Genomic DNA, 19670 nt, shown 5'->3' on the forward strand with positions numbered 1-19670 from the left:
GGCTACTCCGCTAATTTGTGCCGTAGCCAGCACTGCACCGCAATATCGTCCACCGCTTTTTGCGCTTTCGCGGTGGCGCTTTCTTGTTGCTCGCGGCGTTTGTCGTCCAGCGTCAGGGCTACCACTTTCTCTTCGCAGGCCGCCGCCGTCAGGTTTTTCTGCATTCGCGTGGCTTTGATGTTAGCCAGCGTTTTTTCCTGTTCCTGCTAGGCGATTACCTTACGCAAAGTACCTTTGTAGCCGCTGACGTTTTTCAGCGATTCCACCGACGCCGCCGCGCCCGCAGAGGTTTTCTCGACCAGGTAGTCTAACGCCTTGATATTATTGTCATAGCCCGCGCAAATCTGTTTTTGCTTTGCCAGCTCGACGGTTTTGTCTTTGACCGATTTATCCCGCAGGCGCTGCAACTGCGCGAGGGTGTCGATAATTTGTCGCATAGTTACTGTTCTGCCTTTTTGACACCAGGAAAGAGAATTTGCAGGCGGCTTTGCACCAGTTCAAGAGAGGCAGGTTCGCGCATCTCCTGACGCAAAAATCGCTCGATAGCCGGGAACATTTTCACCGCTTTATCGACGCTGGCGTCCGCGCCTTGCACGTAGCCGCCGAGCGGGATCAGCGGTTTGATCTCCATATACGCAGCGTAGTTTTGCTTTAACGCACGGGCGGATTGCTGATGTTCCGGGCGGGTGACCTGGTTCATGCAGCGGCTGATCGACTGGCCGATATCAATGGCCGGATAATGCCCCGCTTCCGCCAGCTTGCGGGTTAATACGATATGCCCGTCCAGCACCGCGCGGGCGCAGTCGACAATCGGATCTTGCTGATCGTCGCCTTCCGCCAGCACGGTGTAGATGGCGGTCATCGATCCTGCACTTTCGCTGTTGCCTGCGCTTTCGACCAGTTTTGGGATCATGCCGAATGCCGACGGCGGATAGCCTTTGGTGGCAGGCGGTTCACCGAGGGAGAGCGCAATTTCCCGCTGTGCCATCGCGTAGCGGGTCAGGGAATCCACCAGCAGTAAAACGTGATGCCCACGGTCGCGAAACCAGGCGGCGATGGAATGGCACAGTTCGGTGGCTTTCAGGCGCATCAACGGCGATTCATCGGCGGGCGCGACAACAACGATCGACTTTGCCAGCCCGTCCGCGCCCAGTGAGTGGTCGATAAACTCTTTCACTTCGCGCCCACGCTCGCCAATCAACCCCACCACCACAATGTCGGCTTTGGTCTGGCGGGTGATCATTCCCAGCAGTACGCTTTTCCCGACGCCGCTGCCCGCCATCAGCCCGACGCGCTGGCCTTTGCCAATGGTCAGCAGGCCGTTGATCGCTTTCACGCCCACGTCTAACGGTTCGTCCACCGAACGGCGGGTTAAGGGATTGACCGACGGCGGCAGCGGTGGCAGAAGATCGTTGCCGTTCAGGCGGCCTTTGCCATCCAGCGGCTCACCGAGGCCATTCACCACGCGGCCTAACCAGCTTTCGCCAATCAAAATATCGTGAGCTTTTTCTTCCGGGAAGACGCGCGCGCCCGCCATCAGGCCGACCGGCTGTTTAAACGGCATTAAGTAGGTGATGTCGCGATTAAAGCCCACGGCCTGCGCGTCGATAAGCGTGTGATTGGCGCTTTCGATGCGGCACAATTGCCCGGTCATTAGCGGGCAGCCGACGCTCTCCAGCAGGATGCCGTTAAGGCGCACCAGCCTCCCGGCGACGCGGGCTAATGGAATCGATTCCAGCGAGCGCAGGGCGTTATCGAAAGCGGAAAAATCACTCACTTTGCGACTCCGGCGTGAGTGTTTCTTGCAGCGCCGTCATGCACTGTTCCAGGCGGTGTTCGCAGCCGATATCCAGTTCGGATTTATCGGTGATCACCCGGCATTCCCCCGGCGGCAGATCCGGCGAAGGCATCAGCCCCCATTCGCTGACCTTTTCCGGCACCGCGTCGCGCAGGCGGTTAAACTCTTCCGTGCTCAGCATCACCTGTAATGTTTCCGGCATTGCCGGGAAGGCCGCCAGCGCCTCTTCCACCAGCGCCAGCAACTGCGTGGGTTGCAGCGCCAGTTCACAGCGGATCACCTGGCGGGTGACTTTTTCCACCAGTTGCAGCAAATCTTCCCGCTGTTTACGTTCGATATGGGCGAGGAAGTCGTTCACTTTACCGCTGATGGCTTCCAGCGGCTGCGCCGCCTCCACAAACTGTTTGCGCCCTTCCTGCTGCCCCGCAAGGCTGCCTTCGGTGTAGCCCTGGCGTCGCCCCTCGGCAAAACCTTGCTGATGACCTTCGCTAAAGCCCTGCTCCTGGCCTTCGGTCATTCCCTGCGCAAACCCTTTTTGCAGCCCTTCCTGAAAACCGTCCATCAACTGGCGCTGGTAATCGGCGGCGCTAATGCTGGCGCGGCGGGAAACGGTGCAGACGATAGCGCCCGCGCAGTGTTTCAATGGTCATGGGTTACTCCGCCGTCTGTTCCGCAAAGAGCTGTAGCTGAAACTCTCCAGCCTCTTCCAGTTCACGGGCAATGCCCATGATTTCGCGACGGATCTGTTCGATACGGCTGACCGGCACCGGCCCCAGACGTGCGGTGATCGCTTCCAGTTGCTGCACCTGACGTTTTGGCATTACCGCGTAAATTGAGCGACGCAGCAGGGCTTCGGTGCCTTTCAGCGCCACCGCCCAGTCCTCCATCGGCACTTCATCGAGCAGACGTCGGCGCACCTCTTCGTTCTGGCGGCTGAGGATAAAGAAGTCGTACATCTCATCCTGGAGCTGCTCCAGCACGTTTTCGTCACGCTCGCGCATCTGGTCGAGGATCACCTGCTGGTTGCCCTGGAAGCGGTTGACGATATCCGCCGCCTGTTTAATACCTTTCACCTTCGAGCCGTGCTCCGAAAGTACCGACAGACCGCGTTCGATCAGGCGGTCCAGTTCATCCACCACGTCGCGGTTGACGTCGTTGAGTTTCGCCACCCGGTAGAGAATTTCGTTTTGCACCGATTCGTTGAGATATGAAAGCACCGCTGCCGAGATTTCCGGCGTCAGAAATGCGAGGAACACCGCCTGCAATTGCAGATGTTCTTCGGAGATCAGCATCGCCAACTGGCGCGGTTCCACCCATTGCAGGCGCGCCATCCGCGAGCGGATCTCATCGCCATAGATACCGTTGATCACGCTGCTGGCAATCTCGGTGCCAAGCGCTTTGTTAAGAATGCCCTGCAACATGGCTCGTGATGCACCGTTGATCCCGCTCTGTTCGCGGAACTCATCAAAGAAGTTATTGATCACTTTGCGCGCCATGCTGGTTTTAACGCCAGAAAGCCGCGCCATGTTTTCGCTCAGGCGCACCACTTCTTCGCGGCTAAGCTTTTGCATCACCGTCGCCGCCGCCTCTTCGCCCAGACACAGCAGCAGGATCGCCGCCTGCTCCAGGTAGCTGTTGCTCTTATTTATTGTCAATTCGCTCATTGCTGGTAATCCATTGTCTGAGAACTTCGGCAACGCGATCGGTGTCGCTCATGGCCAGTTTTTGCAGGAACTCGAGTTTCACTTCGAGGCCGGAACTCTGCGGAGGCAGGCTGTCATCACCGGGCAGCGACGGCAGGTCGACGTTTTTGCGTTCTTCTTCCGGCGTGGCGATCCACGGTTCGCTGACGGCTTCCGGTTCTGGTGTGATAACCGGTGCTCGCACCGCCGTCAGGCGTTTCATCAACGGGCGCACCACGAAGAACAGCAACAACAGCGCCAGCAGACCGCAGCCAATCAGACGCCCCCAGGCCAGCACGCTGTCATCTTTCCACAGCGGGATCACTGGTTCGACCGGCACCGCCTGCGGGACAAAGTTGAGCAGTGAAAGCGTCAGGTTATCCCCACGTTGCGCGTCAATACCGGCGGCATTGTTCAGCAACGCGGTAAGCTGCGTGGTCTGCTCCAGCTTCCAGTTTTTCAGCGCCGGGGCGTTTTGATTGAGCACCACCGCCACCTTAAGGCGTTTCACCGCAAAGCCGGGATGCTGGATATGCTGGACGCTGCGGTCGTAAGAGTAATCGCGCTTGCTTTCGCTGTGTTTGGATAACGCTTCCGGCGAGCGATTTTCTTCCGCGCCGTTGGTCATCTGATTCGCCGCAATCGGCGGACGGTTGCTGAGCGAACCGGGCACGCCCATCGCTACCTGATTGGCGTCGCTGTCCAGCACGCTCTCTTCGCGGTTGATTTTCGGCGCGTCGCCGTAGTGTTCCTGGGTTTCGTCGATGGTGCTGAGATCGAGAGCCGGCATCACGCTGACGCGGTAATTCCCGCTACCGACCAGCGAATCCAGCACATTCGCCACGCTGGCGCGGGTTTTGTCCTGAATGTCTTTGAGGATCTGATCGCGTTTACGGGTGGCAGCAGAGACCGCCTCGCCTGCACCAATGCCGTCGGTCAGCAGATTTCCCGCCTGATCGACGACGCTAACTTTGCTGGCGTGCAGCCCCGGAATGCTGCCGGACACCAGATGCACGATGGCGTTCACCTGGTCCATATTCAGCTTCGCGCCGTAGTGCAGGCGCACCACCACCGAGGCGCTGTTTTGCGGCTCATCGCTGACCACAAACGAGCTTTCTTCGTTGAGCGCCAGATGCACCCGCGCGCTCTCCACCGCATCCAGCGACATAATGCTCTGTGCCAGTTCCCCTTCGAGACTGCGTTTGTAGCGCACGTTCTGCACGAACTGGCTGCTGCCGAGCACTTCGTCTTTGTCCATCAGCTCGTAGCCGCTGGGCAATATCGCCTGCACGCCTTTGGCGGCAAGGGTCATGCGCGTTTTCGACAGTTCATCTTCCGGCACCAGAATCTGCCCGCTCTGCGGGTCGATGCGGTAGCTGAGCTTTTCGCCGTCCAGCACGGTGACAATCTGCGACACGGGCAGATTTTCCTGACGTCCGTAGAGCGAGACGTAGCCGCGATTACCGGTCCACAGCACGCTGACAATAATCGCCGTCACCGCAACGGCAAGCCCCACGCCCGCCATCAACGCCCAGCGTTTGTTATCTGCAAGACGCAGTCGAAACGCCGGAAACGCCTGGGTCAACTTTTTGATCAGTTCATTCATAGTGTTAGATCGACATACTCATCAGATCGTTAAATCCGGTGGCGATTTTGTTGCGCACCTGCACCAGCGCGGAAAAAGAGAGCGACGCCTGCTGGCTGGCGATCATCGCCCCTGCGAGGTCATCACTTTTGCCCGTGTCGACAGCCGTTTGCTGCTGCTCCGCCACCTGCTGGAACTGGTCAACATGACCGAGCGCACCGGACATAATGCGGTTAAACGATACGTCCGGGTCGGTGGAACTGAAGGTCATGGCGGGCAGCACCGGTGCCTGGGCGTTGGCCTGCATCCGCTGCACGTCCTGCATGATTTGCGCCTGCATGGTGCTGTTGATATTAGTAATGCTCATTTTTAACTTCCGGGTCAGGAGAAAACTTCGATACCGTGCTTACGCATAGAGGCCAGTCGATAGCGCAGTGCGCGCGGGGTAATACCTAACAGGTCGGCAATCTTGCTGCGGTTGCCCTGATATTTACGCATCAGGTCAGCGATATATTGATATTGCGCGCTACGTCCGTGCTGGCCTAAATCGCGGGTTTCGGCAATGTGGACGGTGGGCTGAACAGGCCATTGCAGTTCTGTATTTTCGGTTACGTCTGTTTCTGGCAGACCTAGTGCGTCCGGGAAAATCACGCCGTCGCGATTTAAAATCATTCCCCGCTGAATGGCGTTTTCCAGTTGACGAACGTTACCGGGCCAGCGGTAATTCAGCAGCGCGCGGCGGGTGGACTCCGACAGGGTGATATTTTTCACCAGTACCGTGGCGTATTTTTTAATAAATGACTCTGCCAGCGGAATAATATCGTTCAGACGTTCACGTAGCGGCGGCATGGTAATAGGAATGACCGCCAGACGGTAATAGAGATCTTCACGAAAACGTCCGGCAGCCACTTCCTGTTCAAGGTTTTTATTGGTGCAGGCAATCAGGCGAAAATTGAGTTTAATTTGTCGGTTGCTGCCTAATCGCTCAACCTGTTGTTCCTGTAATACGCGTAATATTTTGGCCTGTAGCGCCAGCGGCATTTCACCAATTTCATCGAGTAATAAGGTGCCGTTATTCGCCAGTTCCATTTTTCCTGGCATGCTGGCAATTGCGCCGGTAAATGCGCCTTTGTCGTAGCCAAATAAGGTGGATTCCAGCATATTTTCCGGGATCGCCGCGCAATTCACGCCGATATAGGGCGCGTTTTCATTTTCACCAAAGGCTACGGTGTGAATATATTTCGCCACGCATTCTTTGCCCGCGCCGGTTTCGCCCTGAATGAGCACCGGCACGTTAAAGGCGGCGACACGCTTTGCCAGTGTAAAAGCGTTAATGTTGGAAGCGGCAGTTGCAATAAGTTCAGACATAGGGTGAACGATATAAGTAGCGACAGAAAACAGGATGTTCTGAAGCGTATCACCGGCGGGATTAACAAGTTCGAATTAAACGATAATAAAAATATTATTTGTTGATCAACAATGAGTTACATGTAACACCATGCCTGCACCCGAACGGTAGGCCGGATAAGGCGGTTACGTCGCATCCGGCAGTTGTGCGCCGACGCCTGATGCGACGCTGACGCGTCTTATCAGGCCTACAAGCCCGCGCCCGAACGGTAGACCGGATAAGGCGGTTACGCCGCATCCGGCAATTGTGCGCCGACGCCTGATGCGACGCTACGCGTCTTATCAGGCCTACAAGCCCGCGCCCGAACGGTAGACCGGATAAGGCGTTTACGCCGCATCCGGCAGTTGTGCACCGACGCCTGATACGACGCTGACGCGTCTTATCAGGCCTACAAGCCCGCGCCCGAACGGTAGGCCGGATAAGGCGGTTACGCCGCATCCGGCAATTGTGCACCGATGCCTGATGCGACGCTACGCGTCTTATCAGGCCTACAAGCCCGCGCCCGAACGGTAGGCCGGATAAGGCGGTTACGCCGCATCCGGCAATTGTGCACCGACGCCTGATGCGACGCTGCGCGTCTTATCAGGCCTACAGCCTGCACCTGAACGGTAGGCCGGATAAGGCGGTTACGCCGCATCCGGCAGTTGTGCGCCGACGCCTGATACGACGCTGACGCGTCTTATCAGGCCTACAGTTCGTGCAATGTTTTATGACGATGCCTGATATCTCACCTATTAATAATTTAATTATTTTTTCATCCTATTAATAATTTGCCCCTTTCACGCCCCCTCTATTTAATACCTCACCCTGTGTCACTGCCGGAATTGCGTGCACAAAAACGCCCTTACCATTACAGCAGAGAAAGTAAGCCATGCTGAAGTACAGTAAAACGCCAGGCATCTTTAAATTAGAAGGTAATCGGCTCGGACGCCCCTACCATCGCCTGCCGACCCTGTTTACAGGGAATTTTGACGTGATTGATTCACATCTTGGCAGCTACTTTCTTAAAAAGCATCGCAGCAATATCACCTTAAAAAAGATTGGCTGCGAAATGGATATTATAAATAAAAACGCTGAGCTGATGGTTTCCCAGGTCGGGCATCTGGCGTTTGATATTGATCGCTCCTTATTGTTAATGCTGTTGGGCAATTTTTATGGTCTGGAGTCATCTCTCAAAGAGACGAAACCCCATCACGGGCTACCGACTAAAACCGAAACGCGATTAAAAAACCGACTCGCGCTGGATATCTGCACACTGATATTTAATCTGCAAACCTCCGGTATTGCGCTGAAATTAAAACTGGACAGCAGCACGGTAATTACCCACTGGACGTACCAATTAACCTTCACCCTGGCGGGCGATGAAGAGAGCAGTTTTCGTATTTTGCTCGACGACGCCCACACCGATTTTATTTTAAATCTGATTCGCCACAGCGAGCACAGTAAACCGCAGCAGGTGGCGAAATCCGTTAATAAACCGGCATTGATTAAAGAAATCATCCGCTCCCTGCCGCTGACCCTGAACGTCAAAATTGCCGAGCTGTCGATGAATGTTGCGGCTCTCTCGCAGATAAAAGCCGGGGATATTTTACCCATTTCTCTGGGAGAAACATTCCCGGTGGCGATTGGGCAATCTGAATTATTTAGTGCCCTGATTGTGGAAGACAAAGACAAACTGTTTTTGTCGGAGCTGGCAGGCAAAAATGAGAATAGCCATGAGTAAGCAAGAAGATATTTTAGCTGAGGATTTTGGCCTGACGGATGACGTTGCGCCTGTCGTGAAATCCGCCGACGCCGCAACGCGGGTCACCCGCCAGGAAGATCGCTTTTCCGACTCGATGACGCTGCTGAAACGCATTCCGGTGACCTTAACGCTGGAAGTATCGTCGGTGGAAATCATGTTAGCCGACCTGCTTAACATCGACGACGACACGGTGATTGAGCTGGATAAACTCGCCGGGGAGCCGCTGGATATCAAAGTAAACAATATCCTGCTGGGCAAAGCGGAAGTGGTGGTGGTCAACGAGAAGTATGGCCTGCGCGTGCTGGAGTTCAACACCCGCGACATCAACGAACTGGCGCCATGAAACGCCGCACTCAACTGACACTGGGCCTGGCGCTGCTGGCGCTCGCGCCGCTGGCAATCGCCCAGGGCGGCGATATTGCGCTGCTTAACGTGGTCACTCACGGCAACACTCAGGAGTACAGCGTCAAAATTCAGGTGCTGATTCTGATGACCCTCGTCGGTTTGCTGCCGACGAGGGTGCTGATGATGACCTGCTTTACGCGCTTTATTATCGTGCTGTCGCTGCTGCGCCAGGCGCTGGGGCTGCAACAAACGCCGCCAAACCGCATTCTGATTGGCATTGCGCTCTCCCTCACCCTGCTGGTGATGCGCCCTATCTGGCTCAATATTTACGACCACGCGGTGGTGCCGTTCGAAAACGATCAGATTACCCTGACCGATGCCTTAAGCACCGCCGCGACGCCGCTGAAACGCTTTATGCTGGCGCAAACCGACAAAAAAGCGATGGCGCAAATCATGACCATCGGCGGCGCGAAGGGCAATGCCGCCGACCAGGATCTCACGATCGTGGTGCCCGCCTATGTGTTGAGCGAGCTGAAAACCGCTTTCCAGATTGGCTTTATGATTTACATCCCGTTTCTGGTTATCGACCTGATTGTCGCCAGCGTATTGATGGCGATGGGGATGATGATGCTGTCGCCGCTGATTGTTTCACTGCCGTTTAAACTGATGCTGTTTGTGCTGATCGACGGCTGGTCGCTGACCATCGGCACGCTCACCACCAGCATTCGCGGGCTGGGGCTGGGCTGATTATGTTGACCGTAGACGTAGCCGCCGACATTGTCGCCAGCGGCATAAAAGTGGTGATTTTACTGGTTTCGGTACTGGTGGTGCCAAGTCTGCTGGTCGGCCTGCTGGTGAGCGTGTTCCAGGCGGTGACGCAGATTAATGAACAGACCCTGAGCTTTTTGCCGAGGCTTATTGTCACGCTGGTGGTGCTGGGGGTGTGCGGCAAATGGATGATTATCCAGTTGCATGATCTGTGCATTCACCTGTTTAGCCAGGCCGCGTTGCTGGTTCATTGAGATGCGCACAAGCGACGTTACACAACTGACGGATCTGGCGCTGGGGCTATGGTTTCCCTTCGTGCGCATTATGGCGTTTCTGCGCTATGTGCCGGTGCTCGATAACAGCGCCCTGACCATGCGCGTGCGGATTATTTTGTCGCTGGCGCTGGCAATCATCATCACGCCGCTGATCCCGCATCCCATTCCCCATGATTTGCTATCGCTCAACAGTCTGATCCTGACGGTGGAGCAAATTTTATGGGGGATGTTGTTCGGGCTGATGTTTCAGTTTCTGTTTCTCGCGCTGCAACTCGCCGGGCAAATTCTCTCGTTCAATATGGGGATGAGCATGGCGGTGATGAACGACCCGAGCAGCGGCGCATCAACCACTGTGCTGGCGGAGCTTATCAACGTCTACGCGATCCTGCTGTTTTTTGCCATGGATGGGCATCTGCTGCTGGTGAGCGTGTTGTACAAGGGCTTCACCTACTGGCCGATTGGCAACGCACTGCATCCGCAAACCCTGCGCACCATCGCGCTGGCCTTTAGCTGGGTGCTGGCGTCGGCATCGCTGCTGGCGCTGCCGACCACTTTCATCATGCTGATTGTGCAGGGCTGCTTTGGCCTGCTCAACCGCATTGCGCCGCCGCTGAACCTTTTTTCGCTCGGCTTTCCCATCAACATGCTGGCGGGGCTGGTCTGCTTTGCCACCCTGCTCTACAACCTGCCGGATCACTATCTGCATCTGGCGAATTTTGTGTTGCAGCAACTCGACGCGCTGAAAGGTCACTATGGCGGATAGCAGCAGCGAAGAAAAAACAGAGAAACCCTCGGCGCAAAAGCTGCGTAAAGCGCGCGAAGAGGGGCAACTGCCGCGCTCGAAGGATATGGGGCTGGCGGCGAGCCTGTTTGCGGCGTTTGTGGTGATCTCCAGCAGTTTCCGTGGTATGCCGATTTTGTGCGCGAGAGTTTTATCAGCGTGCATCAGTATGCGCAGGAGATTAATAACCCACAGGTGATCGGCCAGTTTCTGCGCCATCACCTGCTGATCCTCGGCAAGTTTATCCTCACCTTGCTGCCGATGCCCGCCGCCGCGCTACTCTCTTCGCTGGTGCCTGGCGGCTGGCTGTTCTTGCCGAAAAAAATCCTCCCGGACTTCAACAAAATCAGCCCGTTAAAAGGCATTGGGCGGCTGTTTTCCAGTGAACATCTGGCGGAAACAGGGAAGATGACGGTGAAATCGGTGGTGGTGCTGGTAATGCTGTGGATTAGCCTGCGCAATAACTTTGCCGCCTTTCTCGGCCTGCAGTCGCTGCCGTTCAAACTGGCGATGAATGAGGGTTTATCGCTCTACGCCAGCGTGATGCGCAACTTTGTCATCCTGTTTATTTTCTTTGCGCTGATCGACGTGCCGCTGGCGAAAGCTCTGTTCACCAAAGGGCTGAAGATGACCAAACAGGAGCTAAAAGAAGAGTACAAAAATCAGGAAGGCAAGCCTGAAGTAAAAGCGCGCGTGCGGCGGCTGCAACGGCAACTGGCGATGGGGCAAATCCGCAAAGTGGTGCCGAAAGCCAACGTGGTGATCACCAACCCGACCCACTACGCCGTTGCGTTGCAGTATGACCAGTCACGCGCCGCCGCGCCGTTTGTGGTGGCGAAAGGCACTGATGAAATTGCGCTCTATATTCGCCAGGTCGCTGCTGAAAATCAGGTGGAAGTGGTGGAGTTTCCGCGACTGGCGCGCTCGGTTTACTACACCACCCAGGTTAACCAGCAAATTCCGTTTCAGCTTTACCGGGCCATCGCCCACGTTCTGACCTACGTCCTGCAAATGAAACACTGGCGCGACGGCGCACAGCCGCGCCCGGCGCTGAACAGACATATTTCCATTCCCAAAGAGGTGCTTAAACTGGATGGCGAAAACAACTAAATCGTTCCTCGCGCTGCTGCGCGGCGGCAATCTCGGCGTGCCGCTGGTGATCCTGTGTATTCTGGCGATGATTATTTTGCCGCTACCGCCTGCGCTGCTGGATATTCTGTTCACCTTCAACATTGTGCTGGCGGTGATGGTGCTACTGGTGGCGGTGTCGGCAAAAAGACCGCTGGAATTCAGCCTGTTCCCGACCATTTTGCTAATCACCACTTTAGCGCCTGACGCTCAACGTCGCCTCTACGCGCGTGGTGCTGCTGCACGGGCATCTCGGCGCAGGTGCGGCGGGTAAGGTGATTGAGTCGTTTGGTCAGGTGGTGATTGGCGGCAACTTTGTCGTCGGCTTTGTGGTGTTTATCATCCTGATGATCATCAACTTTATCGTCGTCACCAAAGGAGCCGAGCGTATTTCCGAGGTTTCTGCCCGCTTTACCCTGGACGCGATGCCCGGCAAGCAGATGGCGATTGACGCCGATCTTAACGCCGGATTGATCAACCAGGCACAGGCGCAAACCCGGCGTAAAGACGTTGCCAGCGAGGCCGATTTCTACGGCGCGATGGACGGGGCGTCGAAGTTTGTGCGTGGCGATGCCATCGCCGGGATGATGATTCTGGCGATCAACCTGATCGGCAGTGTCTGTATCGGGATTTTCAAATATAACCTGAGCGCCGATGCCGCTTTCCAGCAGTATGTGCTGATGACCATCGGTGACGGGCTGGTGGCGCAGATCCCTTCCCTGCTGCTCTCCACGGCGGCGGCGATTATCGTCACCCGCGTCAGCGATAACGGCGATATCGCCCATGACGTGCGTAACCAGCTCCTGGCAAGCCCGTCGGTGCTCTACACCGCCACCGGAATTATGTTTGTGCTGGCGGTGGTGCCGGGAATGCCGCACCTGCCGTTCCTGATGTTCAGCGCCCTGCTTGGCTATACCGGCTGGCGAATGAGCAAACGCCCGCAGGCAGCAGAGGCGGAAGAGAAAAGCCTCGAAACGCTGACCCGCACCATCACTGAAACCAGCGAGCAATAGGTCAGTTGGGAAACCATTCCGCTGATTGAGCCCATCAGTTTAAGCCTCGGCTACAAGCTGGTGGCGCTGGTGGACAAAGCGCAGGGCAACCCGCTCACCCAGCGGATTCGCGGCGTCCGGCAGGTGATTTCCGACGGCAACGGCGTGCTATTGCCGGAGATCCGCATTCGGGAAAACTTCCGCCTCAAGCCCAGTCAGTACGCCATTTTCATCAACGGCATTAAGGCTGATGAAGCGGATATTCCGGCGGATAAACTGATGGCCCTGCCCTCCAGCGAAACCTACGGCGAGATTGATGGCGTTCTGGGTAACGACCCGGCGTATGGGATGCCGGTGACCTGGATACAGCCTGCGCAGAAAGCGAAGGCGCTGAATATGGGGTATCAGGTGATCGACAGCGCCAGCGTGATTGCCACCCATGTGAACAAGATTGTGCGCAGCTATATTCCTGATTTGTTTAACTATGATGACATCACGCAGTTGCATAACCGCCTGTCGTCGATGGCTCCGCGACTGGCGGAAGATTTGAGCGCGGCGCTGAACTACAGCCAGTTGCTGAAGGTGTACCGGGCTCTGTTGACCGAAGGCGTTTCCCTGCGCGATATCGTCACCATCGCCACCGTGCTGGTCGCCAGTAGCACGGTGACCAAGGATCATATTCTGCTGGCGGCCGATGTGCGCCTGGCGCTGCGGCGCAGTATTACCCATCCGTTCGTTCGCAAGCAGGAGCTGACGGTGTATACGCTGAATAATGAGCTGGAAAATCTGCTGACCAACGTGGTGAATCAGGCGCAACAGGGCGGCAAAGTGATGCTCGACAGCGTGCCGGTTGACCCGAATATGCTCAACCAGTTCCAGAGTACGATGCCGCAGGTGAAGGAACAGATGAAAGCGGCGGGGAAAGACCCGGTGCTGCTGGTGCCGCCGCAGTTACGCCCTTTGCTGGCGCGCTACGCAAGGTTGTTTGCGCCGGGGCTGCATGTGCTGTCGTATAACGAAGTGCCGGATGAGCTGGAGTTGAAGATTATGGGGGCGTTGATGTAAGCATCCGGCACCAGTGCACAATTGCCGGATGCGGCGTAAACGCCTTATCCGTCCTACAAAATCGTCTCTTCCGTCAAAATCCGCCGAGCACCTAAAAAATGGTCCTGCCAGAAAGGTTCGGCTAACCGGCTTATCCGAATGGTTTCGCCGGTACGTGGCGACTCGATAAATTGCCCATCGCCCAGATACACGCCCATATGATCGGCTATCTCGCGGCTGTGGATATGGAAAAACAGCAAATCTCCCCGGCGCAGGTCGTTATTCGCCACAATCGTTGCCCGATGGTAGTGATACATCTCATTGGCCGTGCGCGGGAGCTTCGCCTCGAGAATCTTGTTGTAGGCATAAAAAACCAACCCGCTGCAGTCGAAGCCTTTATCAGGCCGCGTGCCGCCCCAGACGTAAGGCTTACCAAGCTGTTGCTCCAGGCGGTGAATCGCCACTTCGGTGATATTGTGCAGGTGGTCGCTGCTTAAGAAATGGGGGTTTTCTGCCAACGCCTGCCAGCGTCTGTCACTCGACTTGAGCGGCGCAGGAAACCATTCTGGATGCTGTTTTATCTGCTCGCGGTTGTGCTGGCGCAGCGCCCTTCTGCTTTGTGCGTTCCCTTCTACAATGTAGCTGGCCTGTTTTTTCAGATGCGCGTGGTATCGCTTTAGCAATCGCGCACGGTTTTGCATCCGCTGGCGGGCGGCGTAACTGAAGGAGGTGTGTGATGTGGGAGTGGCGTTGGCAAATATAGGAAGCCAAAGGGACAAAGAAAACACGCCCAGGCGCAGAAATCTGCCGTGAGAGAACGAATACATGAAGGATATAAACTGGCTGAATGAAGGTGATAATTTTAAAGGAGCGGGTGGGTAAATAGGATTATTAATCGCTTATTTGCATATTACTATTGCAGTTTCATAACCTTAGGAAATAATTAATAAATCCGCTATACAGCCGCTTTTCGGACTTTTGAAAATCGCCCCTTATGCTAAATTTGTAAACCCAGCACCGACAGGCTTGCGTAAAACTCTTTTGGTGCTAATGTGAGCCTTCCAAATCCAGACTATTCCGATTTGGGATCTATTTTGCCGCCCTGGCGTGTGTAACCGTTTTATCAAGGAATAAGCAGTATGCGTAAAATCGCATTAATTCTTGCGATGTTGTTGATCCCGTGCGTTTCGTTTGCCAGTTTGCTGGGCAGCGGTAGTTCCACCACGCCAGTGAGCAAAGAGTATAAGCAGCAGTTGATGGGATCCCCTGTCTACATCCAAATCTTCAAGGAAGAGCGCACGCTCGATCTCTACGTCAAAATGGGCGAGCAATATCAATTACTCGACAGCTACAAAATTTGTAAATATTCCGGCGGGTTAGGCCCCAAACAGCGTCAGGGCGATTTCAAAAGTCCGGAAGGGTTTTATAGCGTTCAGCGTAATCAATTAAAACCAGACAGCCGTTACTACAAAGCAATTAATATTGGTTTCCCCAACGCCTATGACCGCGCGCATGGTTACGAAGGGAAATACCTGATGATTCACGGCGATTGTGTTTCTATCGGTTGCTACGCGATGACCAATCAGGGTATTGATGAGATTTTCCAGTTCGTTACTGGCGCACTGGTGTTTGGTCAGCCGAGTGTGCAGGTGAGCATTTATCCTTTCCGCATGACCGACGCCAATATGAAGCGCCATAAGTATTCCAACTTTAAGGACTTCTGGGAACAACTGAAGCCGGGCTACGACTACTTTGAACAGACTCGTAAGCCACCGACGGTTTCTGTCGTCAATGGCCGTTACGTGGTCAGCAAGCCGTTGAGCCACGAAGTGGTGCAACCACAACTGGCATCAAACTACACGCTCCCCGAGGCAAAATAAGCGCCATTCGCCTGGCATAATCTTTTGCCAGGTTTCATTGCCCGTCAGCGGCTGAGTTGCAATCACCGTGACCACATCATTCGGTGTGGTCTGCGAGCTGAAGTCGATTTCCACATCCTGATCCAGCAACGTTGCCACGCCAAACGGCGCGCGGCGGGTGATCCAGTGCAGATTGGTTGAACAATACGCCATCACGTAACGTCCGTCCGAAAGCAGCATGTTGAAGACGCCCTTCTGCCGCAGTTCATCCGCCAGTGAGGCGATATATTTAAATACCGCCACCATGTTGCCCGGTGTGCGCGGATAACGCTGCGTCAATTTATACAACAACCAGCAGAAGGCTTTTTCGCTGTCGGTTTCGCCCACCGGGCGAAAGTTGCCGGTTTCCAGTGATTTATAGCCCGTCAGTTGCCCATTATGCGCATACGTCCAGTTGCGTCCCCACAGTTCACGGGTAAACGGGTGAGTATTTTCCAGCGCCACCTCGCCCCGATTCGCCTGGCGAATATGAGCGATTACCGAGCAGGATTTTATCGGATAGTCCTGAACCAGTTTGGCGATGGGGGAATTAAAGCTGGGTTGTGGATCTTTAAATGTGCGACAACCTTTTCCTTCGTAAAAAGTGATCCCCCAGCCATCTTTATGCGGCCCGGTTCCACCACCTCGCTGCACAAGCCCAGTGAAACTAAAGCAGATATCGGTTGGGACGTTGGCGCTCATCCCGAGCAGTTCGCACATTGGTAACCTCCACAACAGCAGGGAAATGCCCCCGGCGAAGATTGGTTTAAGGATTTTCTGGCCGGACGCGGCGTAAACGTTTTATCCGGCCTACAGTTCGGGTACAGATTTGTAGGCATGATAAGACGCGTCAGCGTCGCATCAGGCATCAGCGCACAAATGCCGGATGCGGCGTAAACGCCTTATCCGGCCTACGCCAGACTTACTTAGCCATCTCTTTTTCGATTAACTGGATTAGAATATGGATCACTTTAATGTGAATTTCCTGAATACGGTCGGCATAGCCAAAGTGCGGAACGCGAATTTCAATATCCGCTGTGCCAGCCATTTTGCCGCCGTCTTTACCGGTCAGGGTGATCACTTTCATCCCCTTCTCACGCGCCGCCGCGATCGCTTTGATCACGTTTGCAGAGTTACCGGAAGTGGAGATCCCCAGCAGCACGTCACCTTCGCGACCTACCGCTTCAACGTAGCGGGAGAAAATATCGTTAAATCCAAAATCGTTACCGACGCAGGTGATGTGGCTGACATCAGAAATGGCAATCGCCGGATAGCCCGGACGGTTTTCACGGTAACGACCGGTCAACTCTTCTGCAAAGTGCATAGCATCGCAATGGGAGCCGCCGTTGCCGCAGGAAAGCACCTTACCACCGGCTTTAAAGCTGTCTGCTAACAGGACCGCCGCGCGCTGAATGGCGTGAATATTGGCGTCATCTTTTAAAAAGTTAGCCAGCGTTTCCGCCGCTTCGTTCAGTTCGTTACGAATAAGATCCTGGTACATGAGGATATCCTTCAGCATAAATTAAATAGACAAAATGCAGTGTACCGGATACCGCCAGAAGCGAGAAGTCCAGGGCAGCGCAATGGCCAGGACTTTTTGACCTGAAGTGGGGATAAAAACAGCAACAATGCGAGCTTTGTTGTAATTATATTGTAAATACATTGCTAAATATTTTTACATCTACTACAACCATATCATCACAAGTGGTCAGACCTCCTACAAGTAAGGGGCTTTTCGTTATGATGATTTTGAGTATTCTCTCTACGGTTGTCCTGCTCGGCGCGTTGTTTTATCACCGCGTGAGCTTATTTTTCAGCAGTCTGCTTTTGCTCGCCTGGACAGCCGCCCTCGGCGTCGCAGGTCTGTGGTCGGCGTGGGTACTGGTGCCTCTGGCCATTATCCTCGTGCCGTTTAACTTTGCACCTATGCGTAAATCGATGATTTCTGCGCCTGTGTTTCGTGGTTTCCGTAAGGTGATGCCGCCGATGTCGCGCACCGAGAAAGAAGCGATTGATGCAGGCACCACCTGGTGGGAAGGTGACTTGTTCCAGGGTAAACCGGACTGGAAAAAGCTGCATAACTATCCACAACCACGCCTGACTGCTGAAGAGCAAGCGTTTATCGACGGTCCGGTAGAAGAAGCCTGCCGGATGGCAAATGATTTCCAGATTACGCATGAGCTGGCGGATCTGCCGCCAGAGCTGTGGGCATATCTGAAAGAGCATCGTTTCTTTGCGATGATCATCAAAAAAGAGTACGGCGGGCTGGAGTTCTCGGCTTATGCCCAGTCTCGCGTGCTGCAAAAGCTCTCTGGCGTGAGCGGGATCCTGGCGATTACCGTCGGCGTGCCGAACTCATTAGGTCCGGGCGAACTGCTGCAACATTACGGTACTGACGAGCAGAAAAATCACTATCTGCCACGTCTGGCGCGTGGTCAGGAGATCCCTTGCTTTGCACTGACCAGCCCGGAAGCGGGTTCCGATGCGGGTGCGATTCCAGATACCGGGATTGTCTGCATGGGGGAATGGCAGGGTCAGCAGGTGCTGGGAATGCGTCTGACCTGGAACAAACGCTACATTACGCTGGCACCGATTGCGACCGTGCTCGGACTGGCGTTTAAGCTCTCTGATCCAGAAAAACTGCTCGGCGGTGATGAAGATTTAGGTATTACCTGTGCACTAATCCCAACCACCACGCCGGGCGTGGAAATTGGTCGTCGCCACTTCCCGCTGAACGTGCCATTTCAGAACGGACCGACACGCGGCAAAGATGTTTTCGTACCGATCGATTACATTATCGGCGGCCCGAAAATGGCCGGGCAAGGCTGGCGGATGCTGGTGGAGTGTCTCTCGGTGGGCCGTGGCATCACCCTGCCTTCCAACTCAACCGGCGGCGTGAAGTCGGTGGCTCTGGCAACCGGTGCGTATGCTCACATTCGTCGTCAGTTCAAAATCTCTATCGGTAAGATGGAAGGGATTGAAGAGCCGCTGGCGCGTATTGCCGGGAACGCCTACGTAATGGATGCTGCGGCGTCGCTGATTACCTACGGCATTATGCTCGGTGAAAAACCCGCCGTGCTGTCGGCTATCGTTAAGTATCACTGTACCCATCGCGGGCAGCAGTCGATTATTGATGCGATGGATATCACCGGCGGTAAAGGCATTATGCTCGGGCAAAGCAACTTCCTGGCACGAGCTTACCAGGGCGCGCCGATCGCCATCACCGTTGAAGGTGCCAACATTCTGACCCGCAGCATGATGATCTTCGGTCAGGGAGCGATTCGTTGCCATCCGTATGTGCTGGAAGAGATGGAAGCGGCGAAAAATAATGACGTTAACGCATTTGATAAGTTGCTGTTCAAACATATCGGTCACGTCGGTAGCAACAAAGTTCGCAGCTTCTGGCTTGGTTTGACGCGCGGTTTAACCAGCAGCACGCCAACCGGCGATGCGACTAAACGTTATTATCAGCACCTGAACCGCCTGAGCGCCAACCTCGCCCTGCTTTCTGATGTCTCGATGGCGGTACTGGGCGGCAGCCTGAAACGTCGTGAACGTATCTCGGCACGTCTGGGGGATATTTTAAGTCAGCTTTACCTCGCCTCCGCCGTTCTGAAGCGTTATGACGATGAAGGCCGCAATGAAGCTGACCTGCCGCTGGTGCACTGGGGCGTACAGGATGCACTGTATCAGGCTGAACAGGCGATGGACGATTTACTGCAAAACTTCCCGAACCGCGTGGTTGCCGGGTTGCTGAATGTGGTGATCTTCCCGACCGGACGTCATTATCTGGCACCGTCTGACAAGCTGGATCATAAAGTGGCGAAGATTTTACAAGTGCCAAACGCCACCCGTTCACGCATTGGCCGCGGTCAGTATCTGACGCCGAGCGAGCATAATCCGGTTGGTTTGCTGGAAGAGGCACTGGTGGATGTGATTGCCGCCGACCCCATTCATCAGCGCATCTGTAAAGAGCTGGGTAAAAACCTGCCATTTACCCGTCTGGATGAACTGGCGCGCAACGCGCTGGCGAAGGGGCTGATTGATAAAGATGAAGCCGCCATTCTGGTAAAAGCAGAAGAGAGCCGTCTGCGCAGTATTAACGTTGATGACTTTGACCCGGAAGAGCTGGCGACGAAGCCGGTAAAGTTGCCGGAGAAAGTACGGAAAGTTGAAGCCGCGTAATTGAATAACGGAGCCGAAAGGCTCCGTTTCTTTATCC

Annotated in this window: 15 protein-coding genes and 4 pseudogenes; 9 read left to right on the forward strand and 10 right to left on the reverse strand. The window is 55.0% G+C overall.

Translation table 11 applies throughout. The features are described 5' to 3' along the window. Positions 1 to 2: 2 nt before the first annotated feature. From fliJ to C1192_RS11545, 7 genes and pseudogenes are all read right to left on the reverse strand, one after another. Positions 3 to 437: pseudogene (fliJ, locus tag C1192_RS11515) on the reverse strand (flagellar export protein FliJ). Between the two features lie 2 nt (positions 438 to 439). After that, complete coding sequence (fliI, locus tag C1192_RS11520; protein WP_038355517.1) at positions 440 to 1777, reverse strand: flagellar protein export ATPase FliI; 1338 nt, start codon at positions 1775 to 1777, stop codon at positions 440 to 442. Continuing rightward, a pseudogene (gene fliH / locus C1192_RS11525) lies at positions 1770 to 2448 on the reverse strand (flagellar assembly protein FliH). The gene fliI and the pseudogene fliH overlap by 8 nt, the downstream one beginning before the upstream one ends. 3 nt (positions 2449 to 2451) lie before the next feature. Next, on the reverse strand, positions 2452 to 3462 hold the full coding sequence (locus C1192_RS11530; protein WP_038355518.1) for a flagellar motor switch protein FliG: 1011 nt from the start codon (positions 3460 to 3462) through the stop codon (positions 2452 to 2454). Then, complete coding sequence (fliF, locus tag C1192_RS11535) at positions 3440 to 5086, reverse strand: flagellar basal-body MS-ring/collar protein FliF (RefSeq protein ID WP_038355519.1); 1647 nt, start codon at positions 5084 to 5086, stop codon at positions 3440 to 3442. The genes C1192_RS11530 and fliF overlap by 23 nt, the downstream gene beginning before the upstream one ends. Before the next feature lie 4 nt (positions 5087 to 5090). Next, positions 5091 to 5432 (reverse strand): flagellar hook-basal body complex protein FliE, encoded by a 342-nt coding sequence (gene fliE / locus C1192_RS11540; protein WP_038355520.1) that lies wholly within the window; start codon positions 5430 to 5432, stop codon positions 5091 to 5093. A 14-nt stretch (positions 5433 to 5446) separates the two neighbouring features. Next, positions 5447 to 6433 (reverse strand): sigma-54 interaction domain-containing protein, encoded by a 987-nt coding sequence (locus C1192_RS11545; protein ID WP_038355521.1) that lies wholly within the window; start codon positions 6431 to 6433, stop codon positions 5447 to 5449. Between the two features lie 911 nt (positions 6434 to 7344). Between C1192_RS11545 and C1192_RS11550 the strand changes: the two genes are divergently transcribed. From C1192_RS11550 to C1192_RS11585, 7 genes and pseudogenes are all read left to right on the forward strand, one after another. Then, positions 7345 to 8196 (forward strand): FliM/FliN family flagellar motor switch protein, encoded by an 852-nt coding sequence (locus C1192_RS11550; protein WP_038355522.1) that lies wholly within the window; start codon positions 7345 to 7347, stop codon positions 8194 to 8196. After that, positions 8189 to 8560, forward strand: coding sequence for a FliM/FliN family flagellar motor switch protein (locus C1192_RS11555; protein WP_038355523.1), 372 nt, complete (start codon positions 8189 to 8191; stop codon positions 8558 to 8560). The genes C1192_RS11550 and C1192_RS11555 overlap by 8 nt, the downstream gene beginning before the upstream one ends. Then, the gene (fliP, locus tag C1192_RS11560; RefSeq protein WP_038355524.1) at positions 8557 to 9309 is read left to right on the forward strand and encodes a flagellar type III secretion system pore protein FliP; all 753 of its coding nucleotides are present in this window, start codon (positions 8557 to 8559) and stop codon (positions 9307 to 9309) included. The genes C1192_RS11555 and fliP overlap by 4 nt, the downstream gene beginning before the upstream one ends. A gap of 2 nt (positions 9310 to 9311) precedes the next feature. Continuing rightward, positions 9312 to 9584 (forward strand): flagellar biosynthetic protein FliQ, encoded by a 273-nt coding sequence (locus C1192_RS11565; RefSeq protein WP_000958541.1) that lies wholly within the window; start codon positions 9312 to 9314, stop codon positions 9582 to 9584. A gap of 1 nt (position 9585) precedes the next feature. After that, on the forward strand, positions 9586 to 10368 hold the full coding sequence (gene fliR / locus C1192_RS11570; protein WP_038355525.1) for a flagellar biosynthetic protein FliR: 783 nt from the start codon (positions 9586 to 9588) through the stop codon (positions 10366 to 10368). Beyond that, positions 10358 to 11496 (forward strand): annotated as a pseudogene (gene flhB / locus C1192_RS11575) (flagellar type III secretion system protein FlhB). Before fliR ends, flhB begins: the two are co-directional and overlap by 11 nt. Further along, positions 11480 to 13571: pseudogene (locus tag C1192_RS11585) on the forward strand (flagellar biosynthesis protein FlhA). The pseudogenes flhB and C1192_RS11585 overlap by 17 nt, the downstream one beginning before the upstream one ends. A 53-nt stretch (positions 13572 to 13624) precedes the next feature. Here the strand turns inward: C1192_RS11585 and C1192_RS11590 are convergent. Then, on the reverse strand, positions 13625 to 14377 hold the full coding sequence (locus tag C1192_RS11590) for a C40 family peptidase (protein WP_063266445.1): 753 nt from the start codon (positions 14375 to 14377) through the stop codon (positions 13625 to 13627). A gap of 312 nt (positions 14378 to 14689) precedes the next feature. Between C1192_RS11590 and dpaA the strand changes: the two genes are divergently transcribed. Beyond that, positions 14690 to 15430 carry a peptidoglycan meso-diaminopimelic acid protein amidase gene (dpaA, locus tag C1192_RS11595; protein WP_001225687.1) on the forward strand — a complete coding sequence of 247 codons (741 nt, stop codon included), beginning with the start codon at positions 14690 to 14692 and terminating at the stop codon, positions 15428 to 15430. Here the strand turns inward: dpaA and C1192_RS11600 are convergent. Then, positions 15401 to 16168 (reverse strand): class II glutamine amidotransferase, encoded by a 768-nt coding sequence (locus C1192_RS11600; RefSeq protein WP_001515775.1) that lies wholly within the window; start codon positions 16166 to 16168, stop codon positions 15401 to 15403. The two genes, dpaA and C1192_RS11600, sit on opposite strands and share 30 nt — an antisense overlap. Before the next feature lie 202 nt (positions 16169 to 16370). Then, complete coding sequence (lpcA, locus tag C1192_RS11605) at positions 16371 to 16949, reverse strand: D-sedoheptulose 7-phosphate isomerase (RefSeq protein WP_000284053.1); 579 nt, start codon at positions 16947 to 16949, stop codon at positions 16371 to 16373. A gap of 239 nt (positions 16950 to 17188) precedes the next feature. Here lpcA and fadE point away from each other — a divergent pair, with 239 nt between their 5' ends. Next, positions 17189 to 19633: an acyl-CoA dehydrogenase FadE gene (fadE, locus tag C1192_RS11610; protein ID WP_038355528.1), complete on the forward strand. Its 2445-nt coding sequence runs from the start codon at positions 17189 to 17191 to the stop codon at positions 19631 to 19633. Positions 19634 to 19670 lie beyond the last annotated feature (37 nt).

The organism is Escherichia marmotae, from assembly GCF_002900365.1.
Lineage (GTDB): Bacteria > Pseudomonadota > Gammaproteobacteria > Enterobacterales > Enterobacteriaceae > Escherichia > Escherichia marmotae.